The sequence below is a fragment of the Rubripirellula tenax genome (genome assembly GCF_007860125.1).
In the GTDB taxonomy this organism is placed as follows: Bacteria; Planctomycetota; Planctomycetia; order Pirellulales; family Pirellulaceae; genus Rubripirellula; species Rubripirellula tenax.
In genome coordinates, this window is record NZ_SJPW01000001.1 from 1,301,900 (window position 1) to 1,327,525 (window position 25,626).

19 protein-coding genes are annotated in these 25,626 nt (G+C 57.7%); 5 read left to right on the forward strand and 14 right to left on the reverse strand.

The features are described 5' to 3' along the window. Positions 1 to 512: 512 nt before the first annotated feature. The gene (locus Poly51_RS04875; RefSeq protein WP_146454747.1) at positions 513 to 1,376 is read right to left on the reverse strand and encodes an HDOD domain-containing protein; all 864 of its coding nucleotides are present in this window, start codon (positions 1,374 to 1,376) and stop codon (positions 513 to 515) included. Positions 1,377 to 1,709: 333 nt separating this feature from the next. Between Poly51_RS04875 and Poly51_RS04880 the strand changes: the two genes are divergently transcribed. Both Poly51_RS04880 and Poly51_RS04885 read left to right on the forward strand, forming a co-directional pair. Beyond that, positions 1,710 to 3,293, forward strand: coding sequence for an AAA family ATPase (locus tag Poly51_RS04880; RefSeq protein ID WP_246114262.1), 1,584 nt, complete (start codon positions 1,710 to 1,712; stop codon positions 3,291 to 3,293). Between the two features lie 44 nt (positions 3,294 to 3,337). Continuing rightward, positions 3,338 to 3,577 carry a thioredoxin family protein gene (locus Poly51_RS04885; protein WP_186775343.1) on the forward strand — a complete coding sequence of 80 codons (240 nt, stop codon included), beginning with the start codon at positions 3,338 to 3,340 and terminating at the stop codon, positions 3,575 to 3,577. A gap of 292 nt (positions 3,578 to 3,869) precedes the next feature. On the opposite strand, the gene Poly51_RS04890 is transcribed toward Poly51_RS04885, so the two are convergent. The 3 genes from Poly51_RS04890 to araD all read right to left on the reverse strand — a co-directional run bounded on the left by Poly51_RS04890 (position 3,870) and on the right by araD (position 7,886). Continuing rightward, entirely contained in the window at positions 3,870 to 4,991 is a 1,122-nt protein-coding gene (locus Poly51_RS04890; RefSeq protein WP_146454752.1) for a hypothetical protein, read from the reverse strand. 220 nt (positions 4,992 to 5,211) lie between these two features. Then, complete coding sequence (locus Poly51_RS04895; protein ID WP_146454754.1) at positions 5,212 to 6,117, reverse strand: dihydrodipicolinate synthase family protein; 906 nt, start codon at positions 6,115 to 6,117, stop codon at positions 5,212 to 5,214. 35 nt (positions 6,118 to 6,152) lie between these two features. Then, positions 6,153 to 7,886 carry an L-arabinonate dehydratase gene (araD, locus tag Poly51_RS04900; RefSeq protein WP_146454756.1) on the reverse strand — a complete coding sequence of 578 codons (1,734 nt, stop codon included), beginning with the start codon at positions 7,884 to 7,886 and terminating at the stop codon, positions 6,153 to 6,155. Between the two features lie 677 nt (positions 7,887 to 8,563). On the opposite strand from araD, the gene Poly51_RS04905 reads away from it, so the two are divergent. Next, positions 8,564 to 10,336, forward strand: coding sequence for an Ig-like domain-containing protein (locus tag Poly51_RS04905; protein WP_146454758.1), 1,773 nt, complete (start codon positions 8,564 to 8,566; stop codon positions 10,334 to 10,336). 109 nt (positions 10,337 to 10,445) lie between these two features. Here Poly51_RS04905 and Poly51_RS04910 read toward each other — a convergent pair whose 3' ends face one another. The 6 genes from Poly51_RS04910 to Poly51_RS04935 form a co-directional block, all read right to left on the reverse strand. After that, entirely contained in the window at positions 10,446 to 11,702 is a 1,257-nt protein-coding gene (locus Poly51_RS04910) for a PQQ-binding-like beta-propeller repeat protein (RefSeq protein WP_146454760.1), read from the reverse strand. A 664-nt stretch (positions 11,703 to 12,366) separates the two neighbouring features. Beyond that, on the reverse strand, positions 12,367 to 12,960 hold the full coding sequence (locus Poly51_RS04915) for a class I SAM-dependent methyltransferase (RefSeq protein WP_146454762.1): 594 nt from the start codon (positions 12,958 to 12,960) through the stop codon (positions 12,367 to 12,369). 31 nt (positions 12,961 to 12,991) lie between these two features. After that, the gene (locus tag Poly51_RS04920; RefSeq protein WP_146454764.1) at positions 12,992 to 13,228 is read right to left on the reverse strand and encodes an RNA 2'-phosphotransferase; all 237 of its coding nucleotides are present in this window, start codon (positions 13,226 to 13,228) and stop codon (positions 12,992 to 12,994) included. Between the two features lie 57 nt (positions 13,229 to 13,285). Further along, the gene (gene tsaE, locus Poly51_RS04925) at positions 13,286 to 13,768 is read right to left on the reverse strand and encodes a tRNA (adenosine(37)-N6)-threonylcarbamoyltransferase complex ATPase subunit type 1 TsaE (RefSeq protein WP_146454766.1); all 483 of its coding nucleotides are present in this window, start codon (positions 13,766 to 13,768) and stop codon (positions 13,286 to 13,288) included. After that, a complete protein-coding gene (locus tag Poly51_RS04930) occupies positions 13,761 to 16,037 on the reverse strand; it encodes an efflux RND transporter permease subunit (RefSeq protein ID WP_246114264.1) in 2,277 nt (758 codons plus the stop codon). The genes tsaE and Poly51_RS04930 overlap by 8 nt, the downstream gene beginning before the upstream one ends. Positions 16,038 to 16,114: 77 nt before the next feature. Then, positions 16,115 to 18,103, reverse strand: coding sequence for a redoxin domain-containing protein (locus Poly51_RS04935; protein ID WP_246114265.1), 1,989 nt, complete (start codon positions 18,101 to 18,103; stop codon positions 16,115 to 16,117). A gap of 115 nt (positions 18,104 to 18,218) precedes the next feature. Here Poly51_RS04935 and Poly51_RS04940 point away from each other — a divergent pair, with 115 nt between their 5' ends. After that, a complete protein-coding gene (locus tag Poly51_RS04940) occupies positions 18,219 to 19,502 on the forward strand; it encodes a Gfo/Idh/MocA family protein (protein ID WP_146454770.1) in 1,284 nt (427 codons plus the stop codon). A 13-nt stretch (positions 19,503 to 19,515) separates the two neighbouring features. On the opposite strand, the gene yidD is transcribed toward Poly51_RS04940, so the two are convergent. Further along, positions 19,516 to 19,737, reverse strand: coding sequence for a membrane protein insertion efficiency factor YidD (gene yidD, locus Poly51_RS04945; protein ID WP_186775344.1), 222 nt, complete (start codon positions 19,735 to 19,737; stop codon positions 19,516 to 19,518). A gap of 129 nt (positions 19,738 to 19,866) precedes the next feature. On the opposite strand from yidD, the gene Poly51_RS04950 reads away from it, so the two are divergent. Continuing rightward, positions 19,867 to 21,186, forward strand: a complete 1,320-nt coding sequence (locus Poly51_RS04950; RefSeq protein ID WP_222435785.1) for a 3-keto-disaccharide hydrolase — start codon at positions 19,867 to 19,869, stop codon at positions 21,184 to 21,186. Between the two features lie 253 nt (positions 21,187 to 21,439). Here Poly51_RS04950 and Poly51_RS04955 read toward each other — a convergent pair whose 3' ends face one another. From Poly51_RS04955 to Poly51_RS04965, 3 genes are read right to left on the reverse strand one after another with little or no spacing between them, the layout of a single operon-like run. Continuing rightward, complete coding sequence (locus Poly51_RS04955; protein ID WP_146454772.1) at positions 21,440 to 22,819, reverse strand: hypothetical protein; 1,380 nt, start codon at positions 22,817 to 22,819, stop codon at positions 21,440 to 21,442. Continuing rightward, complete coding sequence (locus tag Poly51_RS04960) at positions 22,816 to 24,852, reverse strand: hypothetical protein (protein ID WP_146454774.1); 2,037 nt, start codon at positions 24,850 to 24,852, stop codon at positions 22,816 to 22,818. Before Poly51_RS04960 ends, Poly51_RS04955 begins: the two co-directional genes overlap by 4 nt. Beyond that, the gene (locus Poly51_RS04965; RefSeq protein ID WP_146454776.1) at positions 24,852 to 25,487 is read right to left on the reverse strand and encodes an RNA polymerase sigma factor; all 636 of its coding nucleotides are present in this window, start codon (positions 25,485 to 25,487) and stop codon (positions 24,852 to 24,854) included. Before Poly51_RS04965 ends, Poly51_RS04960 begins: the two co-directional genes overlap by 1 nt. Positions 25,488 to 25,626 lie beyond the last annotated feature (139 nt).

The window sequence follows — 25,626 nt, forward strand, 5'->3', positions numbered from 1 at the left end:
AAGACTCCAGCGATTCGCCATTTTTTCGTTTCAACCAACCCGAGCAAGCTCGAGTCAGCATCACGAGAAATGACCTCGCAAATCTGAACTCAACAGAAGTTTCATCACCAAATTGTCAAAGATCAATAAACCTTCGGGACTGGTTGATTCGGCTCCGTTAAGAACCGGCCAGGGGGCCGAAGGTTGGTGCCGTAGTATCCGGCGTTTTGTTTTTTCGTCAACCGGCTGAAGCGTTTAAAAAGCAAGAAACTTTCGCGTCACTTCAGCTGACTTTCGCTAACGTTGATTCCCCGTTCCAAGTCTTGGCGGCGGGCAACCGGTGTCAGCGAGGCGGAAAGATAGAGGGACATCTTCGGACTCGCAAGAGGCATTGAAGCAATTCTCGCGAATTTTCTAAGAAGACGGTTTTGAAGGCCCATTCCATCGGTCCTGAAGCCTTACAGATCGGTCCGTCAATGGGATGACGCCACAATATTCTGGGCGTTTTGTTGACAAGTCTCGAAGAGAATGTGCTACCGCAAATCGGAGACCGAATCGAGTGCCAACGACAATTGGGTCCACAGCACGGTCAACAATCCGGCGTCGATACCCAAGCGTCGAAATACGCTTTCGGCCGGCGCAATGATCGCGTTTGACCCCGTCGATGCCCAACCGCTTCGGCTGCAAAGGTAGTTGGCAACCGCAACGCAGCCCACGGTGGCGGCGTGTTCGGAATCGATGACTTGTTCAGGGATGTGGTGATAGCGAGCGGAATACTGAATCGCTTCGGGCATCCCCCACTGATCCAAGATCGCGGCGCCGAGTTGGCTGTGGTCCCAACCGAGCAAGTCCTTTTCGACTTCGTGCGTCGGGGACAATTCATCGGTTTGGCTGACCACTTCGCGAAACGAATCGGGGTCGAGTCGTTCGCTGGCGCAAAGTCCGATGTCATGCAGAGCGCCCGCGATGAAGACCAACCCGGGATCGCCGGCGTTGCACGTGCGGGCGATCAACATCGCCACCGCGCCAACGGCGATGCTGTGACTCCACAGCCCTTCGCGACTGTAGATGTCAATTTGGGCATCGGGCAGAAACATGCGTCGGACCCAAGCCAACACAGCCAATCGGGCCAAATCGCAGCCGTCCATCACTTTGGCGGCTTCTTCGAGCGACGGGTAAGGACGCGATAGGTTGTACAGCGGCGTGTTGCACCATCGCAAAAGCCGCTCGGACAGTTCGGGCTCGCTGCTTAGCCAAAGCACCAAGGTCTCGTTGTCACGCCCGTCGAAATCGCCAGATGCGATCAACCGCCGCGCACCATCGGGCAGTGCGAGCTGCCATTTGGCTTGGTCGATTCGCAATCCAAGGCGGGCGGAACTGGAGACGGGCTTCGACATAATTTAGCGGTTGCCGAGGATGAGAGGGCACTAACGGAACTGTTACACACCGTTGGCACCGCGGCAGCCTCGTCTTGCTTCGCTGACCCTCGCGGGGAGACAAAGCTTGCTGGATCGACCGAATCTAACCCCCGTTACGGTTGTAGGGACTGCGTGGGGTGTTACGCCCCGTGGCTTGTCGTCCACCGAATTTGTGGAAACGACGCACCTGCCCGGTCGATGAATCAAGAAGATTCTTGCAACGCGGGGCGGCGTACCGATCACTGAGTCAGCGATCGCATCGAAAAATGGAATCCGTTCACCCTATTCGATAGCTGGTTTTACGAGGCCATCATGAGCAGCGACGTCGACAGCAAGCTCGATTCACTGATTTCTCGCATCCAATCGCTCAGCAACGGCGGCGGAAGTGGGGGCGATGCGGTGGCCAGGTCATCCGCCCCCGCCACAACGGCTGCTACAACCGCTGCCGCGACGGTTGGTCCATCGGCATCCCCGTCCGCCGGTCTGCCATCGCCTGCACCCGCCGGTTCCGGCACCGCGGTGGCCGCGGCAAATCGCCCGAAGGTGGAAACATTGGGGAAGGACGGCGACGACGCATCCGAATCACGGCCGGTTGCCCGCGTCGCGTCGCCGATGGGTTTCAAACCGTCCCGCGACGAACCGTGGCGTCCGGCCGAACCGGCTGACCTGGCGAGCGCCGGCGTCAACGAAACACTGCTGGAAGCAATCATCTATCGCTTCATCCGTAACATCGGGGAAGCTTCCGGTCGCCGCATCTCGGACCAAGTCAAGCTGCCATTCGGCATGATCGAACCGATGCTGACGCGATTGAAGATGGAGCAAAACGTCGCTTACAAGAGTGCGACGACGACGAACGACTATGTCTATATGTTGACCGAGAATGGCCGAAACATCGCCCGCGGTCACATGCAGGACTGCACCTACTATGGTGCTTGCCCGGTGCCGCTGCGTGATTACATCGCCAGCGTGAAAAAGCAAACGATCGAGGGCCAGTATCCTAAGAAAAAGGATCTGATGACGGCGTTCAAGGATCTGCTGATCAATCCGGCAATGCTGAACAAACTTGGCCCGGCGGTCGCCAGCGGTCGCGGAATGTTTCTGTTCGGGTTTCCCGGCAACGGCAAAACGTCGATCGCCGAACGGGTCACGGGCGCCTTCGGAAAGTACGTTTGGATCCCACGTGCGATCGACATCGACGGTGACGTGCTGCGAGTTTTCGACCCCATGTGTCACGAATTGGCAATGCCAGAGTTGAGCACGGGATTGTTGGACGTGGGCGGGTTCGACAAGCGATGGGTGCGCATTCATCGACCCACCATCATCGCCGGTGGCGAGTTGACGATGGACATGCTGGAAGTGCAAAGCAACAGCGAAAGCAACATCAGCGAGTCGCCGCTGCAACTGAAAAGCAACTGTGGAACGCTGGTCATTGACGACTTCGGACGACAACGAATGCGCGTCGACGAACTGCTCAATCGCTGGATCGTACCGCTAGAAAAACGTTATGATTTTTTGAACATGGCCAGCGGAAAAAAGATCCAGGTCCCGTTTGATCAATTGGTTGTTTTCAGCACCAACCTAGAACCCAAAGACTTGGTTGACGACGCGTTTTTGCGCCGAATCCCTTACAAAATCGAAGCCGAAAACCCTCCGGAAAGCGACTTTCGCAAGCTGTTCGAAATCATGTGCAAGGTCGTCAAGATCCCGCACGACCAAGACTCGATCGACTACTTGATCGAGAAACATTACAAGGCGGTGGATCGCCCGATGCGGATGTGCCAACCGCGTGACTTGCTGCTGCAAGTCAAGAATTTCTGCCTCTACAACGACCTACCCATCGAACTCAAGCGTGAGTACATGGACTTTGCCTGCGAAAACTACTTCTCGGTCATGTAGGGGGAAGGGGAATAGGTGACAGGCGTCAGGAAACAGGTTACAGGTTGCTGGTAAAGCTCGGTTCAACTTCGTGCGGGCCGTGTAACCGTTTGGACACGGAGTTGGCACCCTTGCAATCCTCGGGCGTGAAGGACTTAGAAATTCGCTGTTTGAGCGTGAGTGCCAACAAGGACATGGCCGAAAAACATCAAGTCAACGGTATCCCACGCATGATTCTATTTCGCAACGGCGAAAAGCTCAGTGACGTTGTAGGCTTTCAAAGCCAGGACCAAATCCTGCGTTGAGTCTCGGCCCACGGGGCCGCTGGCAAAGATGCCGGCGACGTTCATTCGAACCCTTTTGCTACGTAGAACGCTCGGGGGCGAAAGAGAAGACCGCCCCAGCCTATCGAACGACGTGCGATCGCGAATGACGGAGCAGACGAGGTGGCAGGCAACAGGAGATACTTGCGCGGCATCCCTGCTACCTGCTACCTGCTACCTGCTACCTGCTACCTGCTACCTGTTACCTGTTACCTGTTACCTGTTACCTGTTACCTGTTACCTGTTACCTGTTACCTACTCTCGTTACCTACACTCACGGGGCGCGCATCAGAACGCCGACGGCCTCGAGGTATTTGGCCACGACTTCGATATCGACCTTTTCCCATTTGTTGGATTTGTGACGAAGGATCGCCAACTTCATCATCTCGATCGCGTCGGCTAGGTCATCGGGCAATTCCGGTAAGCCCGCGAACGGTTGCACCAACGAGGGTGCCGCTTCGGCATTCTCAGGCGGTACACCGAGTCCGCCCGGGTTGGGCAATTCGGTACCGCCGGCCAAGGATTGCAGTTCTTCTTCGTCACCGAAGTCAGCGTCCTCGTAAGTCTTGCCCATCGCCGTGCCCGGTTCATCGCCGTACTCGCGAGTGCCACCGGCACCCTGAGCCGGCTCGACGACGTCTTCGTCGGTGTCAACCGAAACGATCTGGCTGGCCGTCGGACGCTGGGAGTCGACGGCGCCGTGAGCCTGCCATCGCTGTTCACGCATACCGGCGACACTCCACCCGGACTGCACCGCGCCTTCTAACCAAAGAGGCGCGTCTTCCCACTCAAGGGCAGCCAGAAAGTGACTCCAGTACAGCCCCGCGTACGTCGTGAACGTTGACCCGAAGTGATCGTACACGCGGCGCAATCGTCCGACGTGTGGCGCCGTAACACCGCCGACTCGGCGAGCCCACGCTTCGTCGCTGTATTGGTCCGATCCGACACCCGAAGCAATCAACGCGCCTCGCCAATCACTGATGATCCGGCCTTTCTCCCAATTCGTCGTGCTGATCAGTTCGTTCCAGCGACCGACGAACGGCGTCGCCAGTTGGGCAAGTTGTTCTTCGGCGTCGTCGTCCGCGACGCTCTCGACGGAACCCTCTTCGGCTTCGCCAACTTCCGAGGTGACAGCTTCGGCGGCGACGGCTTCCACTTCGGTGGCTTCAACTGCAACGGACTCTTGCACTTCGTCGTCGACATCCTCGTATGCATCGTCGTCGGTTTCAAAGGCGTTGCGTGCCTTCTGTACTTCTGGATCGATAGCGGACTTATCCGCCCTATCGATTTCAGGGCTTTCGCCCTCATCGCTGATTGCGGCCTCGGCATCAACCGAGGTAACGCTGTCTTGGCTGGCTTCGTCAAACGGGGCTTCGTAGGAATCGTCGGCGGTCATGTGCATCCATCGCGGAGAAAAAGAATCTGCAAACGAGAGTCACACTACGCTACCGACTGGCCCACCGATTCGTGAAGTCTTGATGCGTCCAGATCGACAATCCATGGCGAATTCCAGGCCGATCAAGCCGCGTGCGGAAAATATGACGTGTGGAAAAGATGTCGGGTCAGCGACTTTCGCCATTCCGCAACCCGTTCACCACGCCAAGCGGTGAAAACGCCTACTCGACCATGCCCTTCACCGCCGCCGAGATCTTGGCAACCTGATCCGCCGACAAATCGCTTAGCATCGGCAGCAGCGGCCCCGTCTTGGCGATCCCCGCCGCTTCCACGGCATGGTGCAGCACGCGGATCGGGTTGATGCCGTTTCGCAAATCTTCCAGCGGCAAGAACCACTTGCGAATCGACTCGGCGGTATCCAAATCGCCCGCGTGGATCGCATGCATCATCTCCATCGACTTCGCCGGCGCGACACAAACACATCCGCTGGTGAACCCGTGCATGCCCATGTGGTGAACATGCTCGATCGCCGGTTGCTCGCCGATGCCCGAGACCATGCGTTCTTTCGGAAACACGTCCATGACTTCCTTGGCGTACGGATCGTCCATCGGATCCTCCAACACCACCGCATACTTGATCCACGAAATCACTCCGTCGGCTTCTAGCGACTTGATGATCGACGGATCAAGCCAACGATCAAACTTCAAGTACAACACGATCGGCTTGCCAAGCTTTTCGGCAATGTGACGAATGCCCGACGCGATACCGGCTTGGTCGACGATGTCTCGCGACGGCAACAACATCACCGTCGGAAAATCAAAGTCATTCAGCACGTCGACTTGGTCCATCGACAATCCGTACGCTGGCCCAACCGAAGGCACCACGACCGTGTCATCACCAGCCGCATCAGCCAACATCGACAAAAGCGCCGCGTACTCGGAAAGCCGTGCGTGATAGAAGACTGCGTTGCCGCCGTACAGCAAGCTACGAACGCCACCGGCTTCGATGTGACGGATGATCTTTGCGTTCTCGGCAGCATCAATCTTCAAATTCGCGTCCCTCGCAAGCGGAGGAACGGCGATCACGGACTCGCGAAGTTGGGCAGCGGAAAAGGGTTGTGTGTTCATGTTTTCAGTTCAGAAGGGAATGGTTTGTTGGCAGTTTAGTGAATGCTCGGTTCCGCGCCGGGGCTGCGTCCGACAAGGAAGTCAAAGTCACATCCCTTGTCGGCCTGCGTCACGTGCTTGGCGTACAAGTGGCTGTAACCCCGCTCGGGCAACGGAATCGACGTCGGCATGGTCTCGCGCCGCAATTCGATCTCGGCATCCGATACGTGCCAGTGAATCGTTCGCTCGGGAATGTTGATCTCGATCTCGTCGCCCGTCTTCACCAGCGCCAGCGGACCACCCGCCGCACTTTCGGGCGCAATGTGAAGCACGCACGTGCCGTAACTGGTGCCGCTCATCCGCGCGTCGCTCATCCGGACCATGTCGCGCACGCCTTTGGCCAACAATTTTTGCGGAATCGGCAACATGCCCCATTCCGGAAAACCCGGCGCGCCCAACGGACCGGCGCTGCGAAGAATCAACACGCTGTTTTCGTCAACATCCAAATCGGGATCGTTGATGCTGGCCTTCATCGCCGGATAGTTGTCGAACACGACCGCGCGACCGCGGTGTTGTTTCAGTTTCGGATCGGCGGCCAAACTCTTGATGACGCATCCGCTGGGAGCCAAATTGCCTTTGAGCAAGCACGTGCCACCGGCCGACGAAACCGGATTCGATCGTGGCCGAATGACTTCGTCGTTGATCACTTCGGCGCCCGCGATCTGCTGGCCCAACGTGACTCCGTTGACCGTTTGACAGTCCGTGTTGATCAAATCCGTCATGCGCAACAGCATCGCGGGCAACCCGCCCGCGTCTTGAAAATCTTCCATCAAAAATCGGCCGCTCGGACGAATATCGGCCAACACCGGCGTGATCCGCGACAGTTCGTCGAAACGATCCAGCGACAAGTCGATCCCAAGCCGTCCGGCGATCGCGATCAAGTGAACGATCGCATTGGTGCTGCCCCCGATCGCAAGTGAAGTCATCAATCCATTGTCGATCGACTTCGCCGTCATGAACGTCGATGGTTTCAAGTTCTCCCAAGCCATCTCAACCGCTCGGCGGCCCGTTCGTGTTGCCAAACGGCAATGTTCCGCCATGACCGCCGGGATCGTTGCCGCGCCCGGTAAACTGAACCCCATCGCTTCGGTCACGCACGCCATCGTCGACGCGGTCCCCATCGTCATGCACGTGCCGGCCGACCGGGCGATGCAGTTTTCGATGCCTTTCCAGTCGCTGTCGCAGAGGTTGCCCGCGACACGTTCGTCCCAGTACTTCCAGGCGTCCGATCCGCTGCCCAGGGTCACGTCCTTCCACAACCCCTTCAACATCGGGCCAGCCGGGAAAAAGATCGATGGAATGTCGGCGCTGATCGCGCCCATCAACATCGCGGGCACCGTCTTGTCACATCCGCCCATCAACACCGCCGCATCGACGGGATGACAACGCAGAACTTCCTCGACCTCCATCGCCAACAGATTCCGATACAGCATCGTCGTCGGCTTCATCATCATCTCGCCAAGCGACATGACAGGAATCTCGACGGGAAAACCACCGGATTGAAGAATCCCACGCCGCACTTCATCGGCCCGGTTGCGGAAGTGCGAGTGACACGTGTTCATCTCGCTCCACGTATTCAAAATCGCGACCACCGGTCGATCAGTAAAGTCGATGTCGTCGAATCCCATCCCCTTCATCCGCGATCGATGCCCGAACGAACGAACGTCGTCCGGCGCCAACCAGCGATGAGAACGTAACTTGGTCGGGTCGCGATCGGGTGAGTTCGTCATGGGAACGGCAATCGAGGAGTCAGGGCGGGTTTTGCGAGGGCAAGTTTAACGGCCTCCCGTCACAGCCGCGATTGCCCATGTAGCTCCATCTCTGCTTCCATCCAAAGTGAGTCACCCTAAGTGGACCCGCGACTCCGTTCGCGGGACATAAGCTGCAAAGCAGCTTATGAAACGAGGGGTACACCCAGCGAACGGAGTCACAGAGCCACAATGGGTGATCCCAAAACGGGCCACCCGATGTGGACCCGCGACTCCGCTCGCGGGACGTAAGCTGCAAAGCAGCCGACGAACTCGGGGTACACCCAGCGAACGGAGTCACAGGGCCACGAAGGGTGATCCAAAACGGGCAACCCTACGTGGACCCGCGACTCCGCTCGCGGGACGTAAGCTGCAAAGCAGCCGACGAACTCGGGGTACACCCAGCGAGCGGAGTCGCAGGGCCACGAAGGGTGATCCAAAACGGGCAACCCTACGTGGACCCGCGACTCCGCTCGCGGGACGTAAGCTGCAAAGCAGCCGACGAACTCGGGGTACACCCTGCGAGCGGAGTCACAGCGCCACGAAGGGTGATCCGAAACGGGCAAACTCCCGCGAAAAACACTTGACCCCACTTTGCAATCAACCTAAAACAGACGTAGCGTCTTTTCTGTGTCAATGCTTCTCTCGGGGGCCGTCCGATGATCCGTACTTACCTGTTGCTCGCCAGCCTCGCTGTCGGGGCGTTCACCTTCGCTGGCGACCTGATCGATTCCGTTGATGACGCGGCGATGGCCAAACTCAACGGCGGCCAGCTGACCAAGTCCTTTGACGTTCGAGTCACCGACGGCGACGGCGAACCGATCGCCGGCGTGACGGTAACGCCGTGGGCGCTGCGATCATCGCAAGGACATGGCCGCTGGCCCGACGGAGACGACCGCGCCGACATGTCGCCTGAACCGGTGACCACGGACGATAATGGCATCGCAACGATTCGATATCCGTTCTATCGCGACATCGCTGAACTCACTCGCGTGTTCAGCGTGTCGGTGAACCTCTCCCACCCGAACTTCACTATCGAAGATTCCGTTGACATCGACGTGCCGATGATGGACGACGGACCGCACAAGATTGAAATGAAGCAAGCGGCTTCGATCGCCCTCGTTCCGCAATCCAGAGCGGCAGACTTTCATATCGACCAGATCCATGTTGTGTCTTCCGACGTGTTGAACACGAATAGCAACTCACCCAAACGGTCGTCTGGGCAGATTGTGCTAGAGACACTCAGTCCCGCTCCGTTTCGTGCGATGTTGGTTCGCCTCGTTGATGGGAAGGCGGTCGAGTTTAGTGATCCGATCGAGCTGACCTTAAAGTCTGGTCGCAACGAGGCGGTCACGCTGGCCATGCACCCGGCCGTCAGTATCCGCGGACGATTCGGCGACGAGGTGCCGCGTCCCGTCGTGGCCGGACGGGTTTGCGCGATCGCATCACCTCGCAAACATCCGCTGCCGAATTTTGATTGGACCCAATGGGCGCCGGTCGATGAGCACGGCGACTTCGTAATTGAGGGTTTCCCGCGGTCCGAGACAATGCAGGTGATCGCGCTTTGCGAACACTTCATTGCGAAGAATGGTTACGAACCCATTGCGGACGCTTCCGCTGCAGATGCGAACCAATCCAATCCGTTGGGCGGTTTGCAAACGATGTTCGAGATGGCCAAAGAACTTGCCAAGCCAACTGCCAAACCATCCACGCGCCCGCAAGTATTCGGGCCGAACCCGGAGCAACCCATCACGATCAACATGTCGCCACTGGTTCGATGTGAGGTTTCTGTAACCGACCCCGATGGCAATCCGTTGCGAAACATCCTTGTCGGTGCTTGCCCGAACGTATTCTGGTGGAATTGGGGATCTCAGCTTTATGGCGTCCAACTGATGCGATCGACCGAATGGTTAATGGGGATCGCTGTCGAAGAACCCTGGGATAGCGATTCAGTTCGCGGCTACGACATACCTTTTTTCGATCATAGCAACGACGATGGGTTCGCGACTCTGTACCTGCCGCCGGGCAATCAAGACATGCTCGCAGAATCCAAGGCCAAGGACTATCGATTGCCGATCTTCATGGGCCGCCGCGACCATCAAGTCACCATCGTCCAAGGCGAAACGTTGGACGTAACGTTGCAGCTCGAACCGGCCGGCACCGAAGCGTTGGGCGAGTACGACAAGCTGGCCGGCGTTGTCTTTGGATGCTCCACCCGCGAAGGCAAGCAAATTTGTGCCTTGCCCGAGGTACGTCAAAAGATGGATGACTTTGCTCGCCGACTGCGTGAGGCCAAGAACCCACGCGACCCCGCCGTGCTTGCCGAAGCTTTTGCCGTCGTTGCCGAAGCATTCGACAACGCCGGCGACGCGAAAGAATCGGCAAAGTGGAAAGCCAAAGCGGACGCCGAAGCCGCCAAGGCGAAGCTTTAACGAGTGGCGTAGGCTTCTAGCCTGCGATTTCCAACATTTGCGCATTGGCAGGCAAGATGCCCACCCCACATTCAAATCTGGATGAAGCACTACGTCGCTTCAAAAACCATCATTCGCCAATGCAGTGCAGATGCTTTGCCCCGCGGATGAAAATTTGATTCCCTGCGATCGCCGGCGTCGCATCGACACCTTCGCCGACCGAATTGACACGGACGACGTTGAACTTCGCCGCATCATCGATCACGACCGTCGCGCCGCTTCGACCCGTCAAATAAACGTGACCACCGGCCGCGACCGGTGATGCGTACGTCGTGCTGATATCGGGCAATCGAACCGTTTGAAAATGCGACTCGCCGGACTTCGCATTCAAGCAAGTCAGCAATCCCGTCTTGGCTTTGAAAAAGTACAAGCGGTCACCTGATAATAGGGGCGATGCAATGTCCGGCGTGTCACGATCGACCGACCAAACGATTGCATCGGTGCCTTCGACATCGCCTCGCCCGTCCGGCTTGAACGCAGCCAAGAACGAACCGCGGAAGCCGCTTCCGACGTAAACGACTCCATCGTGAAAGACTGGCGAAGCGACGGGCCGCTGAGTCTGGCCGCCACACGCCCACAACTCTTTGCCGGTTTCCAAATCGTAAGCCCGAGCCATCGTTTGTCCGTTCATGATCACCTGAGGCCCCGAAGCCGACGGGATCACCATCGGCGTCGCCCAACACGTGGGTTCGTCGCGCGGTGTCCTCCAGATTGTTTCGCCAGTCGCTTTGCTCAGCGCGTACAAGAACGAAGGACCTTCGTGATCCCATGGCACTAAAATCTTGTCGCCAGCGATCGTCGGCGAACTGCCTTCGCCAAAATCGTTTCGCGTGGTCATGTTACCGAAGTCATCTCGCTTCCAAACCAATTCGCCATCCATCGTGTACGCGTACAAACCGCGTGAACCAAAATGCGAATACACATGCTCGCCATCGGTACATGGTGAAGCCGATGCGAATCCGTTGGTTTCATGAGTCGCTTGGTGAGGCGTCGCTGTCGTCGCCGTCTGTTTCCAAAGCAACTTTCCGTCCGCCCGATGGAAACAGAAAGTCACGAAGTCCAACTCGGGCAACCGTCCCGACGACTTTCCCGTCGGCACGCCCGAAGTAACAAACACCCGGTCTTCCCAAACCACCGGTGACCCCGATCCGGCGCCAGGCACTGCAACTTTCCACTTCACATTCTCAGTCGCCGACCATTTCACAGGCGGCGTGGCGTCGAGCGCAACTCCATTCCCGTCGGGCCCCCGCCAATGCGCCCAATTATCAGCCGACGCGGAAACCGAAAAAGCGACCATCAACAGGGTCACACTTACCAAACTTCGCATGTCTTCTTATCCCAAGAAAGAAACTCAAAACATAAACTAAAACGTCCGCTCCATTGACAAACGGCCTAGCACACCGCGTACGTTAAAACTTCGATCGCGACTTGACCAACAAATCCGCCGACAGCAAACGCCATCAACGCCCAGGATGATTGCCATGACGTGATCCGTTGTCAGTCAGAGAGGTGGGAATTGAACGGCTGTCGTACGACGCCAAGTCAACAAGAAACCACACTGACCATCGACAACCAGTCTAAGGCAAAGACCGCACCAGCTTTCGGTAGTGACAGACTTATTTCCTGCATCGCGAAGGCTCCGACTGCCATCCGAGCCCAGAGTCGAGCCGTCAACGAGGTTCGTATCGCAATTGTTTCCAGTGCGTTGTCGGAGCTTGATTTTAGATTTGGCACTTTCGATCGGGGGTAGGCTTCCAGCCTTTTTATACCCCACAACTCGTGCAAGCGATTTGGCTCACGGTTTTCCGGCCCAACGGGCCATTGGTTTGCCTAGCCCAGGCCATCGGCCTGGGAAACGATCGGACCGATACGCCGCCCAGGGCCAAAGGCCCGGCAGTTTGCGATGGATGACGTCACGTTCATCATCGGAAAACTGACGCGGATCAACGATCGATTTTAGATCGCCATCGATTCCTCGTGCAAATCGCCATCTATTCGTTGCGTACCAGACGCATTCCGGTTCGGCCTTGATACGTCATCAGTAGTGTTCCCTTGGCGGTCAGGGATTCCATCAGGGCGTCGAAGGCGGCGCGTTCTTCGGGCCAGGGGTAGGCGAAGATGAAGTGCATTCCAGTTAAAGGGATGCCGATCTGTTCGTAGATGTCGGCGCCTTGGTTGATGTTGCCGGCGGTGTCTTTCATGCCTTGCGGGATGTAGCTGCCGCAGTGGAACTTGGCGGCGCTTCCCAGCTCGCTTGCCAAGCGAACGGATTGCTCGACCAAGATGGGTTCGATCTCGATTCCGATCGCCTCCATTCCATGGATCGTCGCCAGCATCGCGCCGACGCCGAAGCCGGACCCGAGTTCACAAAATCGGTTACCAGCCATCAAATCGTTTTGCACGATCCACGTGATGGCTTGGTCGAGCAAGTGAAAATCACATGCCACAAAGTGCTCGAACTCAGCATCGCTGTTTAGCCAGAATGCTTCGATCGCGTCGTTGGCGACGTCGATCAAATGCTCGGCTTCGGCGCGAATGGGAGTCTGTTTGATCGACGCCGGGATCGGGATCGGTTGCCACGCCATGGATTTCGATTCGCAATGCCTATGTAGGTGTTCAGACGGCGCGGATTCGCGAACCGTCGGCGGTCAATTCAAACAACGGCGGCTCGTGGCCGGCAACGACTTCCGCGACTTGGTCTCGAGTGATCGTTTTCCCCGTGGCGTTGGCTCGCCCCACCAATTCATCCACATTCAAATAGCGATCCGCGTCCAGCTTCAGTCCGATCGAACCCGGCTCGTGACGCAGAATGAAGGTCAAGTACTTGCTGATTTTTGTAAGTCGTTTGTTCATCCGAGGCAGCTTAATCCAAGAATGCTTTTCAGTCGCGGGGATACCGGCCGACACATGCTAGAGTTCCATTTTCCCAATCGATTCGGCCACCCCGGCATCGGTCGTCCAGGCGGTGACATGACGAGTATCAGAATCACGGGTCAGCGAAATTTTGAGCCAGAGGCTTTCATCGGGCAAGCACGCCCGAACTCGATCGGCCCATTCGATGACGGTCCAGGCGTTGTCTTCGTCGAACAATTCTTCCACGCCCAGTTCGATGAATTCGTCGTCGTCGGTGATCCGGTACGCATCTAGATGATGCAGCGTGATTGGGCCCAACTTGGAATGGTTGCCTTGGTGACTTTGCAGCAGCGTGAACGTGGGGCTGGTCACGTCGGCCGATTCAATCCCGATGGCTCGAGCGATCGACTGCGTCAGCGAAGTCTTGCCGGCGCCCAACGTGCCGACCAAACCGATCGTGACATTGGCAGGCAATGCCGTGGCCAATCGATCAGCGAACGTTTGCAGTTCGTCGAGGCTTGCGATTTGAAACTCAATCATTGGGACTGCTTTTGGGTTTGGCGAATCGAACCAGCATCGCGGGCAAAAAGACTAAGTCGGCGAACAGCGCGCTGCCGATCGTCAAAATCCCCATCGACGCAAAAATTCGGTGGTCGCGTGCGTCACTGATCAGCGCGGTGGCAAAACCGACGATCAACACGATCGTCGTCATCACCAGTGCGGTACCGACGCCGATGAAGGCGCGGCGGATCGCGGCGGCTTCGTCATCGCCTCGCGACAACTCTTCTTGGTAGCGCGTCAAAAAATGGATGGTGTCGTCGACGGCGATCCCCAGGCAAACGGTAAAGGCACACACGCTGACAATTTCAAGGTTCATGCCGACCATCCACAACAGGCTGCCCGTCATCGCCAGCGGAAACAGATTCGGCACCGTCGAAATCAACCCCAGTCGCAGCGATCGATAGACAACCGACAAGACACCAAAGATGATCAGGCTTGCCGTCCCCAGACTGAGCGCCAGGTCGACGACGATTTGGTACAGATTCTTCCATCGCCAAACCGCGCCGCCATCTAGCTTGATATTCAGCCGTGGATGCCGACTCTCGATTTCGGCCAACTGAACTTCAATTCTTTCGAAGACTTCACCGTACGCCGCGATGCCAAGGTCTTGCAGCCGAAACCGTACCGCCGCCCGGTTGTTGACGGGGCGATAGTAGGCCTGCTTCAGTGGTGGCGGCAACAATTCGAGCATCGACATTCGCGCCGACGTCTGGCCTTCGCCCGGCAATGCCGCGATTAAGTTGACGATCGATAACGGGTTACCGATCAACGGTTCGCTTAACAAGACTTCGTTAACTTCGTCGGCGACTTGTCCGATTTCGGGATCCCCCGCCGCGACCGATGAGTCCCACGAAATGTCGACCTCGGCGGTTTCCATGCCTCCGAAATCGCGGTCGATCTGGGCCAGTGCCCGTGTGGCTTCGCTGCCGGCGGACAAATTGCTGGTCAAGCGTTCGTCAGGACGCAATTGCAACGTGATCAAACTCAAAACCGCGGTCGCGGCGATGGCAATGATGCTAACGCTGCGCGGCCGGGCTAGCACGAAGTCGATGATGACCGAAATACGACTGAGGTTCTTGTCGATCAGGTTCTTTCCGTATCCCGAATGCACGCGGCGTCCCAGCGGCGTCGCGCACGCCAGAGGGATCACGGTGATCACCGACACGAACGTCATCAGCACGCCGATCACGCAACAGTACCCGAATTCACGAACGGTTTCGTGGTGGGCCAGCGCGAGCGATCCGAAACCGATGGCCGTGGTCAACGAAGTCAGCCAACACGCCAGACCGACTTCGCGGATCGAACGCTTGGCGGCATCACCGGCCGACATCCCATCGGCGCGATGACGACGAATCTGGACCATCATGTGGACGCCGTCGGTGAACCCGACCATGCACAACAGCACCGGCACGATGACGCTGTTGAACGGGTTGTCATCCAGGCCGATTAAGTGCAGCAGCCCCAACGTCCAAAACACGCCCATCGTCGGCGCCAGCGCCACGATGACGACACTGGAGAGACCGCGAAACAGAATAAATGCGATCAGCAGGGCGATCGAGTAACCGATCGCTTGATACTTGCGTTCATTGGACCGCGTGCTGGACGCACGGCTGACCCGAATGGGAACCTCGCCCGTCACCGCAAACGAGATGTTCGCGCCGGGAACCTTCGCGGCGGCCGCCGCCGCGACGTCGCGCAGCCGATCGGTGGCGTCGGCGTCTTCGGTCACAAACAACCAATCGATCGTCACCATCAACAACAGCGTTTTGGTATCGCGTGACATCAATTGGCCGGCAACCAACGGATGATTCAGCGCCCGCTCGCGAGCATCGACGAACCGCGTGGCCGACGCGTTGCGTCCCGGCAGAATCGGTTCGGGCAAACCGAAGATGTTCAGCGGCGGCGCATCGTCCATCCAAAACACGCTTTCGACGTGATCCAGGGACTCGAGCGCCGCAACGGCATCGCGAATGCCTTCGGCTCCGTCGGGCGTGAAAAAGTGATCGCTATGGGCAACGACAATCACATCGCCACTTGCGACACGGACGGGGTTGACGTTCGATCCGACGGATGCAGGCAGCGGTGCGGATTTCGATTGAGCCTGACGACGGTCTGGTTCGAATTTCGGCTCTGGCAAAATCAGCCGCGGATCATAGTGCCCGATCGCCATCAATACGGTCCAAGCGGCCAAGAGCACCGCCGAGAGCCAGCGGTGGTCGATGATCCATTGGGCGAGTCGAGAAAACAAGGGGGAGGAGCAGGTATTAGTGTTTAGGTGCTGGGAATTAGGTATCGAAGACTTGCTCTGCGACGATCGCCGTTCAACTACTGATTTCGCCAGTCCGATTCGGATTGGATTTCATCTTTGGTGATGCTTTGGTCGCGGTTGTGGTCGAAGCTGTGGAAAGCGAAGATTCGGACGCTGTGGGGCAGCTCGTCCTCGTGAATCGCGCCGTCATCGTTTTTATCGAACTTGGCGAAGTAGTCGTCGGCAAAACGAATCGCTTTTTCACGACGTTTCGTCTCGGCGACGGGATCAGGCACCGATCCAGCGACAACCGTCTGCACCGGAGTCGCATTGCGATGCACTATTTGGCGAGGCACAGCGACGGCGACGAACGTGACCGCCATTTCTTGCCACGTCTGATCGCCCCATGTCACGTATTCGGTCGGGTCGGGGTTCGTCGGATTGTCGGTCGAATTGTCGAACGTTGCGGTGAACGACAGTTCGTCGACGTCGGCGAGCTTCACCGAATCGGCGAAAGCGTAATTGTGTTGCCAATTGAAATCGTAGGCGGGAACTTCCAGCAACGTCCGCGACTGCGTCCCGCGAACAACCGCAAACGAAAACGATTTGCCACGCAGGTGCATGTGGGGCATGATCGACAACAATTCTCCGTTGCGAGGAAAATACCCGATGGTTCCGTTCACCGTATAACGAGCTTCGCCGGGTGGAATTTCGAAATCCTGTTCGATACCACCCAACGTGACCACTTCGTGCGTCACATCGGATTCTTCGGCAAACACCAAACCGATGCGAGTGATATCCGTTTCCGGTTTTCCCGTGGGCGTGTAGTGCATTTGGAAGATGATTCGCGAACCAGCGGGAATTCGTTGGGCATAACCATCGGGCAGTTCGCTGCGTCGTTGGCCGGGCACGTACGCGGACAACAATCGAATCTCGCGAAAGTCGGCACCGTCGGGCGGGCGGACGAAAGCGATCGAATGATGCACGGCAGCGCGGTTGCCCGGAATGACTTCGGCGGCTTTGACCCAACGATCGGTTTCAAAGTCAGCGTCGACGACATAGTACTGATACTCAACGGTCTGGTCCGCCGGAATCTCGAACGGCGTTTTGGACATCGCCAAGACCAGGTCGGGTTGCTGCGGCAATTGCCAACCGTCGACATAAGTTGTTGGCTCGGGTCGATCGGCAGCGCTGCCATAGGGCATACCGGCGTCCACCCAGTCCCGCAGCAATTTCTTGTCCGACTCGGGCATCGATCGGGCGTTGGCCAGCGGCGCGTGACCTTCGGCGGCGTGCCATGGCGGCATGCGGTGCTGGTCAATGACTTCAAGCGACATGTCCGCCCAACCGACGACTTCATCATAGTCGTCCAGCGCGAACGGTCCGATCTCGCCGGCGCGATGGCATTCGACACAATGCTTTTGCAGCACGCGACTGATTTGGTCACAGTACGTCACCGACGCATCTTGTTGCACGGTCCGCGGCAATGCGATCAAACAACCGACTGGCGTCGTTGTGGGATCGGCAACAACCTTGCCGGCGACCAACGATTCGATCGCGTCGCGCAAGTCGTGCCTGGTGGCTTCATCGCGAGCGATGCCGGGTTCATATTGGTCGTCGATCCGACCACGATAGCGCACGACACCGACGCGGTCGATCACGATGACTTCGGGCGTGCGTGTCGCGGCGACGGCAAGGGCAACGGATCGGTCATAGTCTTTGGCGAGCGGAAACCGAATCTCGTGAACCTTCGCATAGTGGCGAATCTCGTCCATCGAGTCCTGAATGTTGCTGTTGACGCCTACGAAACGTACGTCGGCGTCTGCGAATTGATCCGCCATCACTTGCAAGCGAGGACCGTACAACCGAGCCAACGGACACTCGGTGCCCAGGAAACACAGCACCGTAAAATCGGCCGCATCGTCCGGAGAAACCGTAACGATCTCACCGTTAATATCGGGCAACGAAAACGGCTTCACCACCGATGGCAAAATGGGGTTTGCGTCGGTTGCGAAAACGGTGGCCGATGCAAGAAGCATCAAGCCGAAGCAAACGAGCGTTCTCATGATGGGGTATATTTGGGGTGCACCGAAAAGGGATTGACCGATGGGACAGGCTGTCCACGCGAACGACACAGAGCAAACTTTTCCCAAACCCTTTGCCGTATTGGACTCTATTGGCATGTCTGAAAGCTTGAAGTCTACCCCGAATACGGATCGCCGTAAGTTCTTAAAATCGGCATCCATCGCCGGTGGCATCTTGGCATCGGGATTGCCGAAAGTCCATGCTGCATCGAGCGAGGTGATCCGCGTGGGCTTGATCGGCTGTGGTGGACGGGGAACCGGTGCGGCGGTCAACGCGATGGAGGCCGATCCGGCGGTCCGAATCGTTGCACTGGCGGATTTGTTCGGCGCCTCGATGCAGAGTTGCCGTTCGTCGCTATCGAAGCGAAATCCAGATCAGTTTGTGGTCACGGACGAAACATGTTTCGAGGGATTCGACGGCTACAAAAAACTTCTCGACAGTGGCGTCGACGTCGTACTGCTGGCTTCGCCGCCGCATTATCGACCGGACCACATCGAAGCATCGGTGGATGCGGGCAAGCAAATTTTCTGCGAAAAACCGGTCGCAACGGATGCCGTTGGCGTTCGCCGAGTCGAGGCGGCTTGCAAGAAAGCTGACGAAAAAGGGTTGAACGTCGTCAGCGGACTGTGTTGGCGGTATGCCCAGGGGATGAAAGAAACGATCGCCCAGATTCACGATGGCCGATTGGGCACGATCGTATCCACGCAAACCAATTACTTGACCAGCCCGCTTTGGATTCGGCCGCGAAAACCAGATGAATCCGAAATGGAGTACCAGTGTCGCAATTGGTACTATTTCAATTGGCTCTCGGGCGACCACATCGTCGAACAACACATCCACAGTCTCGACAAAATGTTGTGGCTGCATCACGATGTTCCGCCCGTCAAAGCGTACGGTTTGGGCGGTCGTCAATTGCGAAACGATGTGACTCAGGGCGACATCTACGATCATTTCTCGGTCGTCTTTGAATGGGCCGACGGGACTCGCACGTTCGCGTACACGCGCCAGATGGCGGGCTGTTTCAATCAGACCGAGGACTTTGTCTACGGGACCGAAGGCGTGGCTCGCTTGGTCAAGCACCAAATCGAAGGCGGCAAAGCGTGGAAGTTCCGAGGCAAGGAAGTGCAAATGCACCAAGCCGAACAGAACGAATTCTTCAAAGCGATCCGCGGCGAGCGTGAACGCATCAACAATGGTGACTACATGTGCCGCAGCACGCTGATGGCAATCTTAGGCCGCGAGGTGTGTTACAGCGGACAGGAACTCGCCTACGAACAAGTCGCCACCAGTAACCAAGACCTTTCGCCAAAACAATACGCTTGGGGCGACGCGCCGCCGGTCGACGTGCCGCAACCCGGTTCGTATCGATTCCCTGGCTAGCGCGGCCGAACGATTACGGCGGGTCGTATCCGCCAGGGTTCCAGGGATGACACCTCAGGATGCGGCGGAAGCCACGGTACAGACCACGCAGGACGCCGAATTTGCGTACCGATTCGATCGTGTATTGGCTGCACGTCGGCGAAAAACGGCAATTCGGCCCCAGCATCGGGCTGATCGCGAGTTGGTAAAACCGAATCGGCGCGATGACCAAATTTGAGAAAACACGTCGGATCACCGCAACATTCCGCTCTTAAAAATTGTTCCTGGAAGTCCCCATCGTACCGCACCCGGCGAAGCCGACTACAATCCTCGATCGGAAACTTATCGTCTCCACCGTGTCCCATTGCTTCTGACCGGAAACATCATGCTCAATCGATCCTTCGCCACCCGTTTTCACTTTGCCGCGATGCTGTGCGCTGGCACATTCACCTTGAATGCGTTGGCCGATCATCCGCCCGCTGGGTTCGCACCGATCTTTGATGGAACGTCGCTGGACGGGTGGCATGCCCAACCGCACATCGGACCGGCCGCGCTTGCAGAGATGGCGGACGACGAACGTTCTGAAAAAATGGCCCAGTGGATGAGCGAAGCGAAGCAGCACTGGAGCGTCGAAAATGGCGAATTGGTCAACGATGGCAAAGGCCCGTACTTGGTCACCAACAAGGACTATACCGATTACGAATTGAGACTCGAGTATAAAACGGTCCCCTTGGCCGACAGCGGCATCTACTTGAAGGGGACGCCCCAGGTTCAGATTTGGGACTACACCGACGAAGCCAAATTCGACATCGGTGGTGATCTCGGCAGCGGCGGACTGTGGAACAACAGCGACCGCACCGACGGTAAAGACCCGTTGCTTCGCGCCGACAAGCCGCTGGGCGAGTGGAACGCGTTTCGCATCGTTCAAGTGGGCGCCCGCACGACGGTGTACTTGAATGACGTCTTGGTGGTCGATAACGCGATCATGGAAAATTACTGGGACCGCAAGTCGCCTTTGTTCCGCAGCGGCCCGATCGAATTGCAGACTCACGGCGGAGAGATTCGGTGGCGTAATTTGGCGGTCAAAGAACTTTCGGCTGACGAAGCCAATGCTTGGCTTTCCGACAAGAAAGCGCAATCCTTCACGTCACTGTTCAATGGCAAGGACTTGACCGGGTGGCAGGGCGCGACCGACAACTATGAAGTCGTGGACGGCGCGATCGTGTGCAAGAAGGGCAGCGGTGGCCAACTGCTTACCGAAGACGAATACGCCAACTTCGTCGCGCGGGTCGAGTTCCGGCTGCCTCCGGGCGGCAACAACGGGCTGGCGATTCGATCCGACGGGAAGGGCGACGCGGCTTACGACGCGATGACCGAATTGCAGGTGCTCGATTCCGAACACGAGAAGTACGAAAACCTCGACTCGCGACAATATCACGGCAGCGCCTACGGGATGGCCGCCGCCACGCGAGGCTTCCTACGTGACGCTGGCCAATGGAACTTCCAGGAAGTCACCGTGGATGGATCCAAGATCAAAGTCGAACTCAACGGCACCGTGATCCTGGACACCGACTTGTCGACGGCCAAGGATTTTCTTGCCGACAAAAAGCACCCGGGGCTGACGCGAACGAGCGGCTACTTCGGATTCGCTGGCCACAATGACCCGGTGGAATTTCGCAACGTATCGATCAAGCGACTGCCCTAGTCAAGCGTCAACTTGGTTTCCGTTCAAGCCACTGCGAAGTCCGTAGCAGCCTGTTGAAAAAGGGGTCTGACCCTTTGGAGACGCTGCTGAAACACTGTGAATTCGAAACGTCGGAGAGGGCCAGACCCCCTTTTTAACAGGCTGGTAGGCCGTTTCTTGGATTGAGCGAGCCGCGACGCGTAAGCGACCGGGTGCCCGACGATACCCGAGGCTTTACGGCCGACGGCTCAATCATTTCAAAAATCCAGATAATTCAACGCACTGGCGTGAACGCAGTCACCACCCTTGCGGCGATCCAGGCTGGGATGAAGATCGCAGCAGCATCGGCGAATCGTCCCAGCGGCGGACTGGTCAGGATCACAAAACCGATCTGGACCACGAAGTACGACAGCCCCACCAAGAACAACATCGCCAAACCGGGTTCGAAACCGGCCGGGATGATGGGCGAGGCAGTCAGCAAGCGAAACGTCTGCCAACAAACGGCCAAGCCGATCGCCAGCAGAAAAATCGGATGCATCACAATGTCAGCCGTCGATGCCCAAGCCGCCCGCCGCGCCGCCATCGCAATCCATTTGACGTACCGCAACGGATACCGCTTGATGATGTCGCGGTTGAGCTCGGCAATCGCATTGTGATTGGTGATCGTATCCGTGCCATGCAACTTCATCGCCGCCGGTGTCACGGTTTGATAGATCAAATCGTTCCAACGTCCTTCGATCGTCATCGTTGACGCGGGGTCACCGTCGGTGAATCGAAAACCTTCGTCGATCTTTGCATCGCGCCAGCGAATGATTTCCGCGGCCAGTTCTCCGGCGCGTCCTTCCGTTGCGATCAACTCGTCGTCGCTGACCAATTGGATCGTGATACCGGCCAAGTTCTGGTGACCGAACGGCAAGATGCCAAAGTCACCGACGCCCCAACCGCGAAGCCCGATCCACGAGATCAACCCGACGGCGACGATTGCGGGTGCGACCATCCATCCGAATCGATGCTTGACACTGTCCCGCGTGATCGGTGCATAGCGAAGTACCAGCCCGACCAGCACCATCCAAGGTGCCAACGCCAAATATGCCGGACGAAACGAGATCGCCAACAGGGCGAGCACAGCAATCGGAATCGCCGCACGTGCGGTTTGCCCCAAGCGAGCCCAACGCATCATCGCGACGGCCGACATGACGCCGATCGATGCACCCGGCGCATCGGTCGCGATCGTCGAGACATGATCCATGAACGTGCATCCCAGCGCCACGGCCAGCGCGGCTGCCGATGCAGCCGCCAGCGCAACCCGCCATCGCCGCAGCTCGATCCACAATGTCCAAGACGCGACGGCATGAAGTGCGATCTGCACCCATGGAATCGCCCCCACGCCGACCAAGGACATGATCGAACGGATCATGAAGGGATAGCCGGGCGTGCGCGTGTCGCGCAAGACAGCATCAAGCGAATCGAAGGAATAGTTGACGTAGCTGGGCGTGTCGTCGACCGAGTGTGGCTGTAGTCGTCCGGTCAGCCCCGCAAGACTGAACATGATGACCAACAGCACAAAAAGTCCCAGTGCAGCCTGCGCAAACGGAACCGCCTGTGCGGGCCGATCCCCACATGGTGTGCTGGGTTGGGTTGGATCGTGAATCAAGGATCCGCCAGTTGAGTTTGGTAGCTTTGTTTGGTTTCGCGAATTTGTCCGTCGTCGGAGTTGGGGTCAAATTCCGGTGGATCAGAAACGTAATAACGCAGCATGACATCGCCAAGACCTCGTACGGCCGGGCTTGGCGAATCCAAACTGCGAAGCATCGCCTGCAATTGCGTCGAGTTCGGTTGGCCGCCCGTTCGAACGAGTCGCATCCAACTTTCGACTTGCGATCGCATTGCGGGATTCGCAACCGATCGCTCGATCGTGGCCCAGACCGTCTCGTAACGAGGATCGTTCTTCGACAGCAAGGCGATCGATTCCACAGCCGCACGACGCACGCCATCGAAACGATTCGCGACCAACCCAAAGATGCGATCGCTCGACAGCGACAGTCGCATCTGGATCAACTTTGCAAGTTCCGTCGTTTGCGAATCGGTCAACCTTGCCGACGCAGAGAGACGATTGATCTGTGTCGCAAGCGAAGCGGCCAAGTCAGACGAGTCGCCGATTTGGCCAAGGTAAACTTTGTCCAGCGTCACAGGGCCTTTTGAAATCCACTCGGCCGATCGATCAAAATCCCCAGCAATTTTTGTCGCACCGGCCGCTGTCACGCGAAGCGCCGGGCCACTGAACCAACCGTCGTCCGTTTTGACCGACGCACCGGCAAGTGATAACTCGATACCACCTGCGATTGCTCGTGCGATCACCATCGCATCGGCATTGAACACGATTGTGCCCAGCGGTGTTGCACCTCGTCGAATTCGCAGTGCGGACCCGAGGGGCACGTCGCGGATGGCGATTTCTCCATGCCCGACGTCCACTTGCATCGACGTTTCGGCGTCGCCTTGACCGATCGTTACCAACGTATCTTCGTCCAACACGATCTGGCCGCCGCCCGGGATTCCGGCAACGGCTCGCGACAACTTCGTGGTTTGAAAACGCTTCGGCGAATCAAACGCATGTTCCGCATCGACCATGACTCTTTGATACTGGGGTACCACAAGTACCGCGAGCGTTTCCGCCGCCCCATCGCCGGCGACGGGCGGCTTGGGATAGACGGCAGATCCGGCCAATCCTGTCACCTCGGACCACTGAACCCCGGTCCAACGGGGCACATCGGCGATCGCATAGTCGGGCTTGGCGAGACGAGTGCCTTCCTTAGGCTCTGATTTCGCCGGAGGCAAATCGACGACACCCACCTCGGGTGCATCCCCATGGTTTTCGGTTGCACCAGGAGCCATCGGCAACGCGACATCCTCGGCCAAACCGACCTTCTCAGAAACGACATCCTCGGGAACAACAGGGTCCGCGTCCGGAGCAGCTTTCGCCGGTTCCATCAATTCGCTTTCCTCAGGTTCACCCGCCAGCGGTTCGCTCGGAAGCAGGGCGTCCGCCACGAGCTCTTCGACAACGACCTCGTCGGTTACAGTAGGCAAAGGGGCAACACGGTCGGCTGAGTCAACGATCGCGTCAGGATCAACTGGATCTGCCACCAAGTCGACCGACGCAGTCTCGACAATGCTCGCGGGCCCCGCGGTCCATTGCTTGAATAGGACGATGCCCGCGATCACCGCTGCCGCCGCCAATGGCAACAACCACCGAAGCCAAAATCGTCGCTCGGATGCGACCGGTTCGTGCATCATCCTTGCGATGTCCTTGGATGAAATCAGTTCCGCCGGATGCGTCGCCATCAATCGTTGAGTCAACGATTCGGGGACAGCGGGCAAATCGGCCATGGGTGTTGAAGTGGTTCGCACCGCCGCGATCAATTCCGCCAACACACCGTTGTCGATCAAGACAGCACGACAAACGGCGTCGATACGTTCGGCGTCTAAATTGCCATCGACGAATGCGGCGACCTGCTCGATGGGTATCACGCGGGCCACCGTCGCGGGATCCGGCTTTTCGCGGCGCAGTTCACCAGCGACACGGACGACCAGATCGCTAAGCGACACAGGACGAGAGGAAGTGGTTGACTCGCTGGCGACTTTTTTTAGTTGTCGTTGGATCGTTTCGATAATCGTTGTGCGTTTCATCAGCCCTGATCCTCCATCAAACGCCGCAAACCCTTTTCGGCTTGTCGCAGTATTGGGCCGATCGAGCCGATCGGAATTTCCAACTTCTCGCTGATCTGGGCATAGCTTTGACCCTGCAAGTGAAAGAGCGACACGACGCTGCGCTCTTTGGGTGGCAAGCGGTCGATCAGTTTTTGAATGCGTTTTTGCTGACCGGCATTGATGACGCGAGCGACGTGATCCTGGTGATCGTGATTTACCCCCGATTCCTGTTCGCCTTCGCTCGTGTCGGGTTCATCGTCGTGTATGACCAAGCGATTGCGAGCGAAATACCGAGTCGCGCTTCGCGTCGCGATAACGGCAACGTAAGTCGCCAGCGATGACTGTCCTTGATACGCCCGCAGCGGAGCAGATTCGTGCGAGACGAGAGCCGCAAACACTTCGGCTGTCGCGTCGTCGATCGCTTCGTCATCTTCGCCACGCCCGAATGCCGATGACACGTCCGCAACTCGCAATCGCACAAGGGATTGGTAACCGTGAACGAATCGCCGCCAAGCCGCCGCATCCCCACTGACCACATCGCCGACCATTTCTCGATCGGCGGAATGCAGTGGTTTGGAAGCGGACCTTTCGGCGGGCGCTGGAGCGGTAGACATAGCAAGGAACTCAGCTGGGGAAGAAGCCGCAGAGACAAGAACCTCATTCTACACCGACCGATCACGGCATGCTCTGAACAGCCGAAAAGACGACGATTTCGCGTCGTCCTTCGGATCCCCGCTCCAACCCACCCGAATG